Consider the following 14,860-nt stretch of genomic DNA (forward strand, 5'->3'; position numbering starts at 1 on the left):
TCAGGCGCTCTTTCGTTGCGCGGCAGCATGACCGCGGAGGTTGGCACGGGCGATGCAGTCGATCCGCGGACCGTCCTGCTGGACGATGCTCGTCATCCCAATACGGTCGCGCACGACATCGAGCGACTCCTGGCGCATCTCGATGGTCGCCGCCATGGTCCAGGAATTCTCCACCAGCGCCGGCAATCCCAGCGGCGTCACGACAAATCCGATGTCGTGGAACCGCGGCAACCACCACGTCTCCATGACGAGGCAGAGCCGTTCGATGCCCTGATCGAGACAGAATTCCTGCGCGGCCGCCATCAATTGTAAATTGAACGCGCCATCGCGGCGCTCGCGCGTGACGAAGAAGCGCGACCACTCCCAGACCAGCGGGTCCGCAGGGCAACCGCGCACCGCGGCGAGATGCGGGAAAACCTCGCTCATCATCGTCGGCCGGGTGGTCGGATACAGGCGGGAGCCGCCGAGCACACGGCGGTTTTCGAGAGCCAGCAGGTAGACCGCGTCCTCGTTGTCGTAGGTGTCGATCTCGCGGCCATCGGGCTTGCGAAGCGCCTCCCATTTCCGCTCCTCGACGAAAATCTCGTGACGAATTCGGAAATGCTGTTCGAGAACGTCCTCGTATAGGTGCCGATTGACGCAAGAAATCACATGAATCATGAAGTCCCCCATGGCTTGAAATGGGGGCAGCCTCAGCGAAAAAGGAAAAATCGACTATTGGGAAATTTCCCAGTAGGCGAAGATTTCAGGGAGTGATGATTCTGTGGCGGATCGCGATGGCGACCGCATGCGTCCGGTTGACGGCGCCGAGCTTGCGCGCAGCAGTTGCAAGATGCTCTTCGGCGGTGCGTTGCGTGATGTGCAGGATCTCGCCGATTTCCCAGGCAGACTTGCCTTGCGAGGCCCAGGCGATCACCTCGCGCTCGCGGGGGGTAAGACGCGTGGACGGATGCGGCACCGGCTCCAGCAAACGGCGGATGTGATCGAAGCCGTACATCCCGATCAGGTGCAGCGCCGGCTTGCTGCGCGCATTGAGATCGAGGTGGACGCCGCCGAGCGAGACGCCGGCCTCATAGCCAGTCAAGCCGTGGATCGGCACGACGAAGCCGCGCGACATGCGAAAATCGGCTGCGCGCCGCATCACCTCGACCGCACCGGGCTCCAGCTCCGGATCGTACGGCGCTTCGGACCATTCGAAAGGGTTCACCGTCTGCCGGCATTTGCGAACCACGGGATCGACCCGGTCGTAGCTCTTTTCGGTATAGAGGCTGAACCACTCCGCCGGCCACTTCTTGGCAAGCACCATCTGGGAAAAGCGCTGCTCGGGATTCGGCAAGCCCGTCACGATGATATGTTCGAAACCGTAGCGACCGAACGCGGTTGCAAGCGCGTCCATGGCGTCCGAAACCTTGGTATGGGCTGCGAGCCCTTCGATGAAATCGAGCGCCTCCCGGCCATAATCAACGGCGGACATCGTAAGTTTCCTGACCCTCGCCGCTCCCGTATAGCACGTATTCGCAGACTGCCTCAATTCGCTATGGCAGTAGTTTCCCGGTGCTCATCCACTCTGAAGATTTAAACTACTTGTGGCAGAATTGACGCCACGATACACCTGAAGGCGTCGAAGCGGGAAACCAACGATGGAAGACGAGGACATCGCCCTCAACAGCGTGCTCGGCCTGGAATTGAACCGCGTGTTTTTTGCCGTCCGCGAAACCGCAAACAAGCAGAAGATCATCGAGTTTGCGCGCGAGGTGCTGCAGAGCGAGCGCGCGGAGCTGGCCGGGAGCGTGTTGCCGGAAGGGCCAGCGAGCTAGAGTGCCGTTGCAACAGCCGAAGCAACAGATCGCGCCACGAGAACGCCTCTCCATCTGAACGCGCGGATTTTAGTCGAACACTCTGACCGGGAAGTTGCTTCGTCATCATCCGCAACGAGCCTGCTGCGCTCTTGCCCTCCCCTGGAGGGTCCGGGACGAGCGTAGCTCGCCCGTGGGTCGTCTCATATTGAGCGCAGCGAAATGTGAGACGGGGTGGGGTGACGGTCCCTCCGCGACGAACAGTGCCCGAGTGGAGAGATCACCCCACCCCGCTCGCGCTTCGCGCGATCGACCCTCCCCCTCCAGGGGAGGGTAAAGCAGGGCGCCTCCGTCCACATCGACACACACTTGCCGCTGGATGACATCGCATCTCTCGTGAGATGATCGCCGCCACGATCTCTTGTCGATGCCAGGGACATTTCAAGGCCATGATGACGCTGCGCCAGGTCGAAGTGATCCGTGCCGTGATGGTGACGGGCACCATTGGCGGTGCGGCGAAGCTGCTCAACGTCTCGGCGCCGGGGATCAGCCGCCTCGTCAAATACACCGAGCGCTCGCTCGGCATCCGCTTCTTCCAGCGCCAGAATGGGCGCTACTTCCCGACGCCGGAAGCCGAGAACATTTTCGAGCAGATCAACGGCGTCTACAAGAAGGTCGACGACCTCTCCGAGATCATCTCCAAGATCGGCCGCGGCGGCCTGTCGGAATTACGCATCGGCTCGGTGCCGAGCATCTCGCAGGTGATGGTGCCGCGCGCGATCGAGCGCGTCCGCCGCCGCTATCCCGATCTCGGCATCGACATCAACATCCTCAAGCTCGAGGAAGCCATCGACTACCTGATGCTAGGCCGCGGCGAGTGCGTGGCGATGAGCTATCGGCTCGAGCATTCCGGGCTCGACTTCATGCCGCTCGCCTCGGGCGAGCTCTATTGCATCGTGCCGCCGGGCCACGAGCTCTCCGGCCGCAAGCAGGTCTCGGCCGCCGAGATCACGCGCTATCCGCTGATCGGCATCGACCCCAACGATCCCTATGGCCGCATCATGGCCGAGATCTTCGCGCGTCATCGGCTCGACTACAACATCACCATCCGCGCGCGCTTCGGCACCACGGTCTGCGCGCTGGTGAAGGCGGGGCTCGGCATCGCCATCATCGACCAGTTCACGGTGGCCCATGGCGGCTATCCCGGCATCGAGCTCTTGAAGATCGCCGAGCCGACGCGGTTCGACACCTATGTCGCGGTCAAGCGCGGCACGCCGCTGTCGCTGCACGCCGAATACTTCATCGAGGCGCTGCGCACCGAGATGCGCGCGGTCGAGCCGTCCCGCGGCAGTGGCAAGGCCACCCCGGCCCGCGGACGAAGGAAGTAACATGATGTTAGGTTTGCAGGACAAAAGGGTAATTGTGTTAGGCGGGGGAAAGACTATCGTCGCAGCTGGAATTGCACAGATTTCCCCGCTAATGGCCGGGGCCGGATGCTCCCAACGAAACGATCGCGAACCATGTCGAAACGCGGATACGCCGCCAGCAAGAAGCTCCTCACCGGCCTGATCGGCGCGCCGATCGCGCATTCCGCGTCCCCCGCCATGCACGAGCGCGCCGCCGAGGCGCTCGGCCTGCGCGGCCATTACCAGCTCATCGAGGTCGCGGGCGCCGATGCGGCCGGGCTGCGCCTGATGCTGGAGGGCGTCCGGCGGCTCGGCTTTGCCGGCGTCAATGTCACCTACCCCTATAAGGAAGCGGTCGTGCCGCTGCTCGACGCACTGGCGCCGGGCGCGGCCAGCATGGGCGCGGTCAACACCGTCGTCGTCCGGGATGGCCGGCTGACCGGCCACAACACCGACACCACGGGTTTTGCGCGGGCGGTGATGCCGTTGCTGGCGTCGTCCGGCAACGCCGTCGCCGTGATCGGCGCCGGCGGCGTCGGCAAGGCCATCGCGTTTGCGCTGGCGAGCCTGAAAGTAGCCGACATCCGCATTCTCGACAGTGAGCCGGCGCGCGCCGAGAAACTGGTCGCTCTGCTCGCCTCGCGCGGCGCCCGCGTCGCCACCAGCGTCGAGGACGCCCTCGAGGGCGCGACCGGTCTCGTCAACGGCACCCCGGTCGGCATGCTGCCGAACCGTGACACGCCGGTGCCGGTGGGACTGCTCAGGGCGGACCTTTGGGTCGCCGACGCCGTCTATTCGCCGCTGATCACGCCGCTGCTGGCCGCAGCGCGAGAGAAAGGCGCCCGGATCATGACCGGCCGCGAGCTCGCGATTTACCAGGCCGCCGACGCCTTCGAACTGTTCACAGGCCTTGCCCCATCGACCGAGATCATGGGAGAGGCTTTTGACGCCGTGATGGCTGCGCGCAGCGCGGCCTATCAGGCAGCTTGAGGCGAAGCGGCCGGATACAAGGCCGCTTGCAAGATTTGAAACGGGAGGAGAGGACGATGAAGTCAACGCTAGTGGTGGGCGCATTGCTCACCGTCATCACGGCAACGGGCGCCTTTGGCCAAGCGATCAAGCTCGCCAATGTCGCGGAGCTCTCGGGCGGCGGCGCCACCGTCGGCACGAACTGGAAGAACGGCATCGATCTCGCGATCGAGGAGATCAACGCCAAGGGCGGCGTGCTCGGCCGCAAGCTCGAGGTCAGCCACGCCGACTCGCAGTCCAACCCGGGGGTGGCGCGCGCCCAGGTGCAGAAGGCGCTCGACGCCGAGCCCTATGTGCTGCTCGGACCCGGCTATTCCGGCTCGGTGAAGGTGACCGCGCCGCTCGCGGCCGAAGCCGGCATCGCGCAGATCATGGGCGGCGAAGCCGCCGAGCTGACGCAAGGCGGCAACAAGTTCCTGTTCCGCACTTCGTTCGGCCAGCAATCCTCGATGCCGAAGGTCGCAAAGTACATCCACGACGAGATGAAGGCCAAGACGGTCGCGGTGGTCTGGGTCAACAACGACTTCGGCCGCGGCGGGCGCGACGTGATGATCAAGGAGCTCGACCGGCTCGGCTCCAAGGTCGTCGCCGATCTCTCCACCGAGGCGGGTCAGGCCGACTTCGCCGCCGACGTCGGCAAGATCAAGGCCGCCAATCCCGATGCCGTGTTCGTCTACCTGAATGAAGAAGAGAGCGCGCGCATCCTGAAGGAGCTGAAGCGCCAGGGCGTCACCGGGCCGCTGATGGGCGAGACCACGTTGATCGGCCAGAAGGTGATCGAGCTCGCCGGCGATGCCGCCAACGGCGCGCGCGGCCATGTCGGCCTCACCACCGACGCACCGGTCGACCTGATCAAGGCGTTCCGCGAGAAGTTCTCCAAGAAGTACAATTACGTCCCTGATCATAACGGCCTGAAGGGCTACCTCGCCGTCTACATGGTGAAGGCCACCACCGAAAAGATGGGCAAGGTCGACCCGAAGAAATTCGCCGACACGCTGCACGGCCTCACCATCAAGGCCGCGGACGAGCCGGGCATCCTGATGGACGTCACCTTCAGCGACACCGGCGACATCGACCGCCAGAGCTTCCTGGTCGAGGTGGTCGAGGGCAAGCAGGTGGTGAAGCAGGTGCTGCCGAAGGTGAAGTGAGGGTGTTCGCCTCTCCCCGCGTGCGGGGAGAGGCCGGAATTTGCGCGAGCAAATTCCGGGTGAGGGGGAGCCTCCACGAGTCCGACTGTCAGCGACCTCGCGGAGACTCCCCCTCACCCCAACCCTCTCCCCGCAAGCGGGGAGAGGGAGAAGAGAGAGGGGAAAATGTCCAATCTATTCGATCTTCTGGTCGCGGGACTCGCCACCGGCGCGATCTACGCGCTGGTTGCGGTCGGCTTCACGCTGCTGTGGCAGACCTCGCAGACCATCAATTTCGCGCAAGGCGAGTTCGTGATGCTGCCGGCGTTCCTGATGCTGGCGGCGATGCATGTCGGCGCGCCGTTCTGGCTCGCGATCATCCTCGGCATCCTCTTGTCGATGATCCTGCTCGGCCTCGCCTTCAAGCTGCTGCTGGTGGACCCGATGATGCGCCACGGCGTGCTGCCGCTCGCGATCGCGACCATGGCGCTCGCGATCGGCATCAAGGAGGCCGTCAAGCAGTTCTTCAGCGCCGAGGCCTCGCCGTTCCCCTCGATCGTGCCGACCGGCGACGTCTCCATCCTCGGCCATGCCGTGTCGCTGCAGAGCATCGGCGTGCTCGCGGTCGCCATCCTCGCCGTTCTCGGCCTGACCACGCTGCTGAACCGTACCTCGCTCGGCCACCAGATGCAGGCGGCGGCGCAGAACCCGACGGTAGCGCGCATCATCGGCGTGCCGGTCGAGCGCATGATCCTGCTGACCTTCCTGATCAACGCCTTCCTGGTGGCGCTGGCCTCGCTGCTGATCACGCCGATCTACCTCGCAAAATTCTCGTCCGGTGAGGTGCTGGGCCAGGCCGCCTTCATCGCCGCGATCGTCGGCGGCTTCAACCAGGTGCGCGGCGCGATCGTCGGCGGCCTCTTGATCGGCGTGCTCGACAATCTCGCGGCGGCCTATGTCTCGACGCAATACCGCGCCGCCGTGCCGATGATCTTCCTGATCGCCGTCATCCTGTTCCGGCCGCAGGGCTTGCTCGGCCGTGCCGAGGAGCGCACCGTATGAGCGGCTTCGCCAAACCCCTGAAGATCGCGCTCGGCCTCGCCATCATCGCCGCGCTGATCATCGTCCCCATGAACTTCAACCGCTACGGCCTGTTCATCCTCAGCCAATGGGCGGTGATGAGCATCGCGGCGATGGGGCTCAATCTCACGCTCGGCTATGCCGGCCAGGTCTCGCTGGCGCAGGGCGCCTTCGTCGGCATCGGCGCCTATGCGGCCGCGATCATGACCACACATGGCTGGCCGCTGCCGGCGGCGATCCTGGTCGCGATCGGCTTGAGCTTTGCGATCGGCTGGGTGCTCGGCTATCCCGCGCTGCGCGTGCAGCACCATTATCTCGCCTTCGTCACCCTGGCCTTCTCCACCCTCGCCTTCCTGGTGTTCCGCAACGAGAGCTGGCTCACCGGCGGCATCTACGGCATCTCCAACATCCCGCGCCCGCACATCTTCGGCATCGCGACCAACAAGCCGCTGCCGTTCTACTATGTCTGCCTCGGCTCGCTCGCGATCGTCTCATTGGCGGTGTGGTGGTTGATCCGTTCGCCCTGGGGCCGCGCCTTCATGGCGCTGCGGGAAAATCCCTTGCGCGCGCAATCGCTCGGCGTCGATACCCGGCGCTACACGCTGATGGCGTTCGCGATCGGCTCGGCGCTCGGCGGCGTCGCCGGCGCGCTCTACGCGCCGTTGACGCAATATATCGATCCGGTGCCGTTCAACCTGTCGCTCTCGCTCGACCTCCTGCTGATGGTGATCGTCGGCGGTGCCGGCTTCTATTTCGGTCCGTTCCTCGGCGCGATGATCGCGGTGCTGCTGCCGGAATGGCTGCGCTTCACGGAAGGCTATTATCTGATGCTCTACGCGGTGGCCGTGATGCTGCTGCTGATCTGGTCGCCGACGGGCATTCTCGGAATCCTCGACCGCTATCTCGCCGAACGCCGCACCAAGGCGGCCTCCGCGCTGCGCGCCGTCGCAAAGTCGCGCCTGGAGACCGTGCAATGAGCGCGGTCCTCGAGGTCACCGACATCAAGAAGAGCTTTGGCGGCATTCACGCCGTCAACGGGGTCTCGTTCGACGTGCGCGAGGGCGAGATCCTCGGCCTGATCGGGCCGAACGGCTGCGGCAAGTCCACGCTGTTCAACTGCATCCTCGGCCAGCTCACGCCGACAGGCGGCGAGGTCAAGCTCGACGGGCAGGTCGTCACGGGCCTGCGCCCCTCCGAGCTCAACAAGCTCGGCGTCAGCCGCACCTTCCAGCTGCTGCAGGTGTTCCCAAAGCTGTCGGTGCGCGAGAACCTGATCCTCGCCGGACAGGAGCACCAGGGCAACATGGCCTCGCGCCTGATCGGCCGCTCCGATGCCGGGCTGACCGAGGCCGCCAACCAGATGATCGGCTTCTTCAAGCTCGACCATCTCGCCGACGAGCCAGCCGGTGGTCTCTCCTACGGTCAACAGAAGCTGCTCGATGCCGCCATGGCCTTCATGGGCGGCCCGCGCCTGGTGCTGCTCGACGAGCCCGCCGGCGGCGTCAACCCGTCGATGCTGGCGGACCTCAGGGAGCGTCTGGTCGCGATCAATCGCGAGAAGAACGCCACCTTCGTCGTGATCGAGCACAACATGGAGTTCGTGATGTCGCTGTGCTCGCGCGTGATGGTGATGGCGGAAGGCAAGGTGCTGGCGATGGGCCGGCCCGACGAGGTCCGCAAGAACTCCGCCGTGATCGAAGCCTATCTCGGACATTAAAGCGCGATGGAGATTGGAATGAATTGTCATCGCGCTTGGGTTTTATTGTTTGAGCATGATCTTGTCGGAAAACCGCTGCGCACTTTTCCGGATCATGCTGTAGGGAGCGAGCGATGAGCGACCCGATCCTCTCTGTCCACAATCTCGTCGGCGGCTACGGCAAGATGACGATCTTGAACGGCACGACGTTTGCCGTTCCTTCAGCCACGATCACGACGATCATCGGCCCGAACGGCGCCGGCAAGTCGACCGTGTTCAAGGCGATCTTCGGCCTGCTCAAGCTGCGTGAGGGCAAGATCAGCTTCGCCGGCCGCGATGTCACCAATTTGAGCCAGCGCGCGCTGCTCAATGCCGGCATCTGCTATGTGCCCCAGGGCCGCAACATCTTCCCCGAGCTGTCGGTGCGCCACAACATCGAGCTCGGCGGCGTCGCCGCCGACAAGGGCCTCGACCTGCCCAAACGGATCGAGGCGGCGCTCGACCTGTTTCCGGCATTGCGGCGCAAGTCCGCGCAGCAGGCCTCGACGCTCTCCGGCGGCGAGCAGAAGCAGCTCGAGATCGCCCGCTCCCTGCTGCTCGAGCCGAAGCTGGTGCTGGTCGACGAGCCTTCGATCGGCCTGTCACCGCTGATGGTGCAGCAGACCTTCGACATCCTCAAGAGCTTGCGCGACCGCGGCGTCACCATCCTGATGATCGAGCAGAACGCACGCTCGGCGCTGGAGATCTCCGACATCGGCATCGTGCTCGAGCTTGGCCAGACCCGCATGGTCGACGACGCCAAGCGCATTTTGAATGATCCGCGCATCGGGCAGCTCTTCCTCGGTGGCGCCATGGAGGAGAGTGCAGCATGAGCGCGAAAATGCGGATCGCCGTGGCCGGCGCCGGCCTGATCGGCCGTCGCCATATCGAGGTGATCGCGGCATCAAAGCACTGCGAGCTCGCCGGCATCGCCGACCCCTCGCCCGCCGCGACGGATTTGGCCCTGGCGCACAACGTGCCCTGCTATCCCGATCATCGTGCGCTGCTCGGACAAGCGAAGCCCGACGGCCTCATCATCGCCTCGCCCAACACGCTGCACTTGCCGATGGCGCTCGACTGCGCCGAAGCCGGCGTGCCGGCGTTGATCGAAAAGCCGGTGACCGAGACGGTCGCCACCGCACAGCGCCTGTGCGCAGCGGTGAGACGCACCGGCGTGCCGATGCTGGTCGGCCACCACCGCCGGCATAATCCCATCATCAAGTCGGCGCGCGAAACGGTGGCGGGCGGCAAGCTCGGCCAACTGACGGCCGTGGTCGGGCTGTGGCTCCTCAAGAAGCCCGATGATTATTTCAAGGTCGCCTGGCGACGCGAAGCAGGCGGCGGGCCGCTGCTGCTCAATCTCATTCACGACATCGACAATCTCCGCTTCATCTGCGGCGAGATCGTCGAGGTGCAGGCGCTGACCTCGAACAAGGTGCGCGGCTTCGCGGTCGAGGACACTGCCGCGCTGCTGCTGCGCTTCGCGAGCGGCGCGCTGGGAACGGTGACCGTGTCGGATGCGACGCCGGCGCCGTGGAGCTGGGAGCTCGCCTCGGGCGAGAACCGGGATTATCCCAAGCAGGACCAGCCCTGCTACATCTTCGCAGGGACGGCGGGTTCGCTCTCCGTGCCGAACATGGAGCTGTGGTCCTACGCACAGCAACCCGGCTGGTACGCGCCGCTGTCGCGCGCGACCATCGCGCCGCCCGGGTTCGATCCGCTGGTCGAGCAGCTCCGGCATTTCTGCGCAATGATCGCCGGCCGCGAGCAGCCGCTGATCTCGGTCGAGGATGCGATGGGAACGCTTGCCGTCGTCGAAGCCGTCAGCGAGGCCGCGCGCACCGGGCAAACGATCTCGCCGGGGCAGATCATGGAGCAGGCCGCATGAACAAGCGCTCGATCGCCACCGTCTCCCTCTCCGGCGCGCTCGACGAAAAGCTCCGCGCCATCGCCGCCGCCGGCTTCGATGCGGTCGAGATCTTCGAGAACGATCTGCTGTCATTCGGCGCCGGCCCGCGCGACATCGCGAAGATGTGCGCGGACCTCGATCTCGAGATCTGTGCGTTCCAGCCGTTCCGCGATTTCGAGGGCATGCCGGAGCCGCAGCGCGCGCGCAACTTCGCCCGCGCGGAGCGCAAGTTCGACCTGATGCAGGAGCTCGGCACCGATCTCTTGCTGATCTGCTCCAACGTCTCGCCCGCCTCGCTCGGCGGCATCGACCGCGCTGCTGACGATTTTCGCGAGCTCGGCGAGCGCGCCGCCAGACGCGGCTTGCGCGTCGGCTACGAGGCGCTCGCCTGGGGCCGCCACGTCAACGATTATCGCGACGCCTGGGAGATCGTGCGCCGCGCCGATCATCCTGCGATCGGCGTCATCCTCGACAGCTTCCACGCGCTGGCCCCTAGCTTTCCGACCCGCGCCATGGCCTCGATCCCCGGCGACAAGATTTTCCTGGTGCAGCTCGCCGACGCGCCGAGGCTCGAGCTCGACATCCTGTCGTGGAGCCGGCACTTCCGCTCCTTTCCCGGCCAGGGCGACCTGCCGGTCGGCGAGTTCATGGCGGCGATCGCGGCGACCGGCTATGCCGGGCCGCTGTCGCTGGAAATCTTCAACGACCAGTTCCGCGCCGGCTCGGCCGCGCAGACCGCGGTCGACGGCCTGCGCTCGCTGATCCTGCTGGAGGACCAGCTCGCACCGGATTGGCCGAATTTTGCCGGCAAGCCGCTGGCCCCGAAGGCGAAGAGCCGCGGCACCGGCTTCATCGAGTTTGCCGTCAACGAGAGCAAGGCCGGCGAGCTTGCCCGCCTGTTCTCACAGCTCGGCTTCCGCAAGAGCGGCCAGCACCGCAGCAAGGCGGTGGAGCGCTGGTCGCAGGGCAAGGTCGAGCTCGTCATCAATTGCGAGACCGACGGCTTTGCGCATTCCCACTATGTCACCCACGGTCCCGGCGTCTGTGCCATCGCGCTCGACGTCGACGATGCCGGCCGCGCCATGCAGCGCGCCGAGACCCTGAAGGCGCGCACCTTCTACCAGCCGGTCGGGCCGGGCGAGCTTGAGATCCCCGCGATCCACGGCGTCGGCGGCAGCCTGCTCTATTTTCTCGACCAGGCCGGCAAGAACTGGGACACCGATTTCGAACCTGTTGCAAGCGATGCAAGCGCCGATGCCCTGCTCGCCGTCGACCACATCGCGCAGTCGATGCCCTATGACGAGATGCTGTCCTGGCTGTTGTTCTACACCGGCATCCTCGACCTGAAGCGCCTGCCGCAGATGGAGATCGCCGACCCGCGAGGCCTCGTGCAGAGCCAGGCCGTCATCAACGCCGACCAGAGCTTGCGCTTCGTGCTCAACGGCTCCTCCGCCAACCGCACCCTGCCGGCGCGCTTCATCTCGGAGTTCTTCGGCTCGGGCGTGCAGCATGTCGCCTTCGCGTGTCGGGATATTTTTGCGACCGTCGCCGCGATGCGCCAGCGCGGCGCGGGCTTCCTGGACATCCCCGACAACTACTACGACGACATCGAAGCCAAATACGATCTTTCGCCCGAACTGATGGCGCAGCTGCGCGCCAACCACATCCTCTACGACCGCGAGGGCGACGGCGAGTTCTTCCAGGTCTACACCCACATCTTCGACGAGCGCTTCTTTTTCGAGATCGTCGAGCGCAGGGATTATCAGGGCTTTGGTGCGGCCAACGCCGGTATCAGGCTCGCAGCGCAGGCGCGCGAGGTGCGCCCGGCCAGCATGCCAAGGGTGTAGGAGACTCTCTCCACGCCGTCATTGCGAGGAACTCTTGCGACGAAGCAATCCAGAATCTCTCCGCGGAAAAATTCTGGATTGCTTCGCTGCGCTCGCAACAACGGAGGAGATAGTTAGGAGGCCCTCTCCCCGCTTGCGAGGAGAGGGAGAGGCAAACCTCACTTCATCTTGCACTTGTCGTGGAAACGATCCTGGTCGTTCTCGACAATGGTGGCGACGGTCTTCAGGGCGAGCTGGCCTTCGGAATCCTTGACCACGTCCTGCAGGTAGAAGTTCTGGATCGGAATGTGGTTTTTGCCGAACTTGAACGCGCCGCGCACCGATTTGAAGTTGGCCTTCTCCATTTCGGCCTTCATCGCGTCCTTCTTGGAGGTGTCGCCCTTCACGGCGACGACGGCGCTGTTGATCAGATTCGCGGCGTCGTAGGACTGCGCGCCGTAGAAGGTCGGCCGCAAGCCGGGATACTTCTTGCGGTAGTCGGCGACGAAGCGCTTGTTCTGCTCGTTGGGGAGGTCGTTGACCCATTGCTGCGCGCCGGGCACCCCGAGCGCGTTCTCCTTCTGGAGCGGCAGTGAGAGCTCGTCGATGGTGAAGGCGGTGTAGAGCGGCATCGTGCTCTTCAGCCCGGCCTGCGCATATTGGTTCAGGAATTGCACGCCCGCAGCACCTGGATAGAACACGAAGATCGACTCGGCGCCGGAGGCGCGCGCCTTGGAGAGCTCGGCGGAGAAGTCGAGCTGGCTCGGCCACACCGTGTATTCCTCACCCACGACCTGCCCCTTGAAGGTGCTCTTGACGCCCGCCAGCATGTCCTTGCCGGCGGCGTAGTTCGGGCCGATCAGGAACACCGATTTGACGCCCTTCTGGTTCATATAGGTGCCGACCGCCTGCGGCGTCTGGTCGTTCTGCCAGGAGGTCGAGAACACGTAAGGCGAGCATAGCTCGCCCGCGAGCTGCGACGGACCGGCATTGGCCGAGATCAGGAAGGTCTGCGAGTCCACTACGGTCTTGAGCGAGGCCAAGAGCACGTTCGACCAGATGTAGCCGACGATGAAATCGACCTTGTCGGATTGCACCAGCTTCTCGGTCTTCTGCTTGCCGACGTCGGGCTTCTGGCCGTCGTCCTCGTAGATCACCTCGACCGGCTTGCCGTCCATCTTGCGGCCGAGATGATCGAGCGCGAGCTCGAAGGAATTGCGCATGTCGTTGCCGATCACGGCGGTCGGGCCGCTGAAGGTCGAGACGAAACCGATCTTGATGGTGTCGCCGGCGGATGCCGGGCCTGCCAGCACCAGCGCCGCTGCGCCCGCCAGCCAGAATGCCGTCCTCATAACAACTCCCCTCCTTATTATCGGTCCCGGAAGCGGGGTGATCGCCGCTCCAGGCCTGTCTCTATTGAAACGCAAAATCTGTCGCGCCGCCAATGGCTCAGCGCCTGCCTTTGCACCATATTTCGCCCCGATCGGAGATGGCAAGAAATATAATTCTACTCACATGGAAGGAGGCTGCGGCGCTTTTTCGCGCCGGATCGATACATCAGGCCTATGCGACGATTGATGACCTCTATTGGACCGCGGGGCCCAATCCGCACTTAAATGAAGAGGCGCAGCAGCGAGATTCGAGGGTTAAATCATGGCCGCAAATCCCCACCGCGTCGTCATCGTCGGAGCCGGCTTCGGCGGGCTGGAGGCGACTTACCGGCTTGCGGGCGCGCCGGTGGAGATCACGCTGATCGACCGCCGCAATCACCATCTGTTCCAGCCGCTGCTCTACCAGGTCGCGACCGCCTCGCTCGCGACCAGCGAGATCGCCTGGCCGATCCGCCATCTCATGCGCGACCGACGCGAGGTGACGACGCTGTTTGCGACCGTGAGCGGCGTCGATGCCGAGCGACGCTGCGTGCTGATCGATGACGGCAGCGAGGTACCTTACGACACGCTGGTGCTGGCCACCGGCGCGCGGCATGCTTATTTCGGCCACGACGAATGGGAGGCATGGGCGCCGGGCCTGAAGACGCTGGAGGATGCGACCACCTTGCGCCGTCACATCCTGGTGGCGTTCGAGCGCGCCGAGCGCGAGACGGATCCCGCGCGACGCGCGGCGCGGCTGACCTTTGTCATCGTCGGCGCCGGCCCGACCGGCGTCGAGCTCGCTGGCACCATCGCCGAGATGGCGCATCACACCCTGCCCGGCGACTTCCGCAACATCGACACGCACAAGGCACGCGTCGTGCTGATCGAGGCGGGTCCGCGCGTGCTCGCCGGCTTTCCCGACGAGCTCTCGGCCTATGCGCAGGCCTCGCTGGAAAAGATCGGCGTCGAGGTCGTGCTCGGCCAAGCCGTCACCGAGATCAACCGCGAGGGCGTCGTGTTCGGTGGCAAGCTGCTCGAGGCGAAGACACGGATCTGGGCCGCCGGCGTGCGCGCCTCGCCCGCCGCCGAATGGCTCGGCGCGCCCAGCGATCGCGCCGGGCGCGTGCTGGTCGAGGCCGACCTCACCATTCCAGCCCATCCCGAGATCTTCGCGATCGGCGATACCGTCAGCATCAATGCCTGGGACGGCAAGCCGGTGCCCGGCATCGCGCCGGCCGCCAAGCAGCAGGGTCGTCATGTCGCGGAGACCATCAGAGCGCGCCTGCGCGGCGCTGCGACCGGTCCGTTCCGTTACAAGCACGCCGGCAGCCTCGCCCAGATCGGCAAGCGGCTCGCCGTGATCGATTTCGGCCGCGTCAAGCTGCGCGGCGCCATCGCATGGTGGATCTGGGGCATCGCCCACATCTACTTCCTGATCGGCCTGCGCCACCGCCTCAGCGTTGCGCTGAGCTGGCTCTGGATCTACGCGCGAGACCAGCGCGCGGCGCGGTTGATCACGCAGGGATCGAGCAAGGTGGTGTAGGCTTCTCGTGTCCCGGACGCGGCGCGGCATGAAATG

General features: G+C 65.0%; 14 protein-coding genes. 11 read left to right on the forward strand and 3 right to left on the reverse strand.

The features are described from left to right. Nucleotides 1-660, reverse strand: coding sequence for an acyl-homoserine-lactone synthase (locus tag ACNJYA_RS37065; RefSeq protein ID WP_212256020.1), 660 nt, complete (start codon nucleotides 658-660; stop codon nucleotides 1-3). 85 nt (nucleotides 661-745) lie between these two features. Continuing rightward, the gene (locus ACNJYA_RS37070) at nucleotides 746-1,474 is read right to left on the reverse strand and encodes a helix-turn-helix transcriptional regulator (protein WP_172786150.1); all 729 of its coding nucleotides are present in this window, start codon (nucleotides 1,472-1,474) and stop codon (nucleotides 746-748) included. 166 nt (nucleotides 1,475-1,640) lie between these two features. Here ACNJYA_RS37070 and ACNJYA_RS37075 point away from each other — a divergent pair, with 166 nt between their 5' ends. The 10 genes from ACNJYA_RS37075 (at nucleotide 1,641) to ACNJYA_RS37120 (ending at nucleotide 11,929) form a co-directional block, all read left to right on the forward strand. Then, nucleotides 1,641-1,817 carry a hypothetical protein gene (locus tag ACNJYA_RS37075; protein ID WP_172786151.1) on the forward strand — a complete coding sequence of 59 codons (177 nt, stop codon included), beginning with the start codon at nucleotides 1,641-1,643 and terminating at the stop codon, nucleotides 1,815-1,817. 428 nt (nucleotides 1,818-2,245) lie between these two features. Continuing rightward, entirely contained in the window at nucleotides 2,246-3,184 is a 939-nt protein-coding gene (locus ACNJYA_RS37080; protein WP_439401721.1) for a LysR family transcriptional regulator, read from the forward strand. A gap of 132 nt (nucleotides 3,185-3,316) precedes the next feature. Next, the gene (locus tag ACNJYA_RS37085) at nucleotides 3,317-4,192 is read left to right on the forward strand and encodes a shikimate dehydrogenase (protein ID WP_439364866.1); all 876 of its coding nucleotides are present in this window, start codon (nucleotides 3,317-3,319) and stop codon (nucleotides 4,190-4,192) included. Nucleotides 4,193-4,248: 56 nt separating this feature from the next. After that, nucleotides 4,249-5,379 carry an ABC transporter substrate-binding protein gene (locus ACNJYA_RS37090; RefSeq protein ID WP_439401722.1) on the forward strand — a complete coding sequence of 377 codons (1,131 nt, stop codon included), beginning with the start codon at nucleotides 4,249-4,251 and terminating at the stop codon, nucleotides 5,377-5,379. Between the two features lie 165 nt (nucleotides 5,380-5,544). Beyond that, a complete protein-coding gene (locus ACNJYA_RS37095; protein ID WP_212256014.1) occupies nucleotides 5,545-6,420 on the forward strand; it encodes a branched-chain amino acid ABC transporter permease in 876 nt (291 codons plus the stop codon). Beyond that, nucleotides 6,417-7,415 carry a branched-chain amino acid ABC transporter permease gene (locus ACNJYA_RS37100; protein WP_260381239.1) on the forward strand — a complete coding sequence of 333 codons (999 nt, stop codon included), beginning with the start codon at nucleotides 6,417-6,419 and terminating at the stop codon, nucleotides 7,413-7,415. Before ACNJYA_RS37095 ends, ACNJYA_RS37100 begins: the two co-directional genes overlap by 4 nt. Next, nucleotides 7,412-8,155 (forward strand): ABC transporter ATP-binding protein, encoded by a 744-nt coding sequence (locus tag ACNJYA_RS37105; protein WP_172786157.1) that lies wholly within the window; start codon nucleotides 7,412-7,414, stop codon nucleotides 8,153-8,155. Before ACNJYA_RS37100 ends, ACNJYA_RS37105 begins: the two co-directional genes overlap by 4 nt. A gap of 113 nt (nucleotides 8,156-8,268) precedes the next feature. Beyond that, a complete protein-coding gene (locus ACNJYA_RS37110; RefSeq protein WP_271546402.1) occupies nucleotides 8,269-9,006 on the forward strand; it encodes an ABC transporter ATP-binding protein in 738 nt (245 codons plus the stop codon). Next, nucleotides 9,003-10,061 (forward strand): Gfo/Idh/MocA family protein, encoded by a 1,059-nt coding sequence (locus ACNJYA_RS37115; protein WP_439401723.1) that lies wholly within the window; start codon nucleotides 9,003-9,005, stop codon nucleotides 10,059-10,061. Before ACNJYA_RS37110 ends, ACNJYA_RS37115 begins: the two co-directional genes overlap by 4 nt. Further along, nucleotides 10,058-11,929: a bifunctional sugar phosphate isomerase/epimerase/4-hydroxyphenylpyruvate dioxygenase family protein gene (locus ACNJYA_RS37120; RefSeq protein WP_439401724.1), complete on the forward strand. Its 1,872-nt coding sequence runs from the start codon at nucleotides 10,058-10,060 to the stop codon at nucleotides 11,927-11,929. Before ACNJYA_RS37115 ends, ACNJYA_RS37120 begins: the two co-directional genes overlap by 4 nt. 158 nt (nucleotides 11,930-12,087) lie before the next feature. Here the strand turns inward: ACNJYA_RS37120 and ACNJYA_RS37125 are convergent, their stop codons facing one another. Beyond that, complete coding sequence (locus tag ACNJYA_RS37125; protein ID WP_439401725.1) at nucleotides 12,088-13,260, reverse strand: ABC transporter substrate-binding protein; 1,173 nt, start codon at nucleotides 13,258-13,260, stop codon at nucleotides 12,088-12,090. Nucleotides 13,261-13,561: 301 nt separating this feature from the next. Here ACNJYA_RS37125 and ACNJYA_RS37130 point away from each other — a divergent pair, with 301 nt between their 5' ends. Next, complete coding sequence (locus tag ACNJYA_RS37130; RefSeq protein WP_439401726.1) at nucleotides 13,562-14,824, forward strand: NAD(P)/FAD-dependent oxidoreductase; 1,263 nt, start codon at nucleotides 13,562-13,564, stop codon at nucleotides 14,822-14,824. Nucleotides 14,825-14,860: the final 36 nt, after the last annotated feature.

It is taken from the genome of Bradyrhizobium sp. BLXBL-01 (assembly GCF_051853025.1).
In the GTDB taxonomy this organism is placed as follows: domain Bacteria; phylum Pseudomonadota; class Alphaproteobacteria; order Rhizobiales; family Xanthobacteraceae; genus Bradyrhizobium.

Excerpts from the sequence above, each read along its gene's own strand:
- ACNJYA_RS37090 (WP_439401722.1), top strand. The coding sequence starts at position 4,249 with ATGAAGTCAACGCTAGTGGTGGGCGCATTGCTCACCGTCATCACGGCA.
- ACNJYA_RS37110 (WP_271546402.1), top strand. The coding sequence starts at position 8,269 with ATGAGCGACCCGATCCTCTCTGTCCACAATCTCGTCGGCGGCTACGGC.
- ACNJYA_RS37065 (WP_212256020.1), bottom strand. The coding sequence starts at position 660 with ATGATTCATGTGATTTCTTGCGTCAATCGGCACCTATACGAGGACGTT.
- ACNJYA_RS37085 (WP_439364866.1), top strand. The coding sequence starts at position 3,317 with ATGTCGAAACGCGGATACGCCGCCAGCAAGAAGCTCCTCACCGGCCTG.
- ACNJYA_RS37070 (WP_172786150.1), bottom strand. The coding sequence starts at position 1,474 with ATGTCCGCCGTTGATTATGGCCGGGAGGCGCTCGATTTCATCGAAGGG.
- ACNJYA_RS37080 (WP_439401721.1), top strand. The coding sequence starts at position 2,246 with ATGATGACGCTGCGCCAGGTCGAAGTGATCCGTGCCGTGATGGTGACG.
- ACNJYA_RS37115 (WP_439401723.1), top strand. The coding sequence starts at position 9,003 with ATGAGCGCGAAAATGCGGATCGCCGTGGCCGGCGCCGGCCTGATCGGC.
- ACNJYA_RS37100 (WP_260381239.1), top strand. The coding sequence starts at position 6,417 with ATGAGCGGCTTCGCCAAACCCCTGAAGATCGCGCTCGGCCTCGCCATC.
- ACNJYA_RS37105 (WP_172786157.1), top strand. The coding sequence starts at position 7,412 with ATGAGCGCGGTCCTCGAGGTCACCGACATCAAGAAGAGCTTTGGCGGC.
- ACNJYA_RS37130 (WP_439401726.1), top strand. The coding sequence starts at position 13,562 with ATGGCCGCAAATCCCCACCGCGTCGTCATCGTCGGAGCCGGCTTCGGC.
- ACNJYA_RS37095 (WP_212256014.1), top strand. The coding sequence starts at position 5,545 with ATGTCCAATCTATTCGATCTTCTGGTCGCGGGACTCGCCACCGGCGCG.
- ACNJYA_RS37075 (WP_172786151.1), top strand. The coding sequence starts at position 1,641 with ATGGAAGACGAGGACATCGCCCTCAACAGCGTGCTCGGCCTGGAATTG.
- ACNJYA_RS37120 (WP_439401724.1), top strand. The coding sequence starts at position 10,058 with ATGAACAAGCGCTCGATCGCCACCGTCTCCCTCTCCGGCGCGCTCGAC.
- ACNJYA_RS37125 (WP_439401725.1), bottom strand. The coding sequence starts at position 13,260 with ATGAGGACGGCATTCTGGCTGGCGGGCGCAGCGGCGCTGGTGCTGGCA.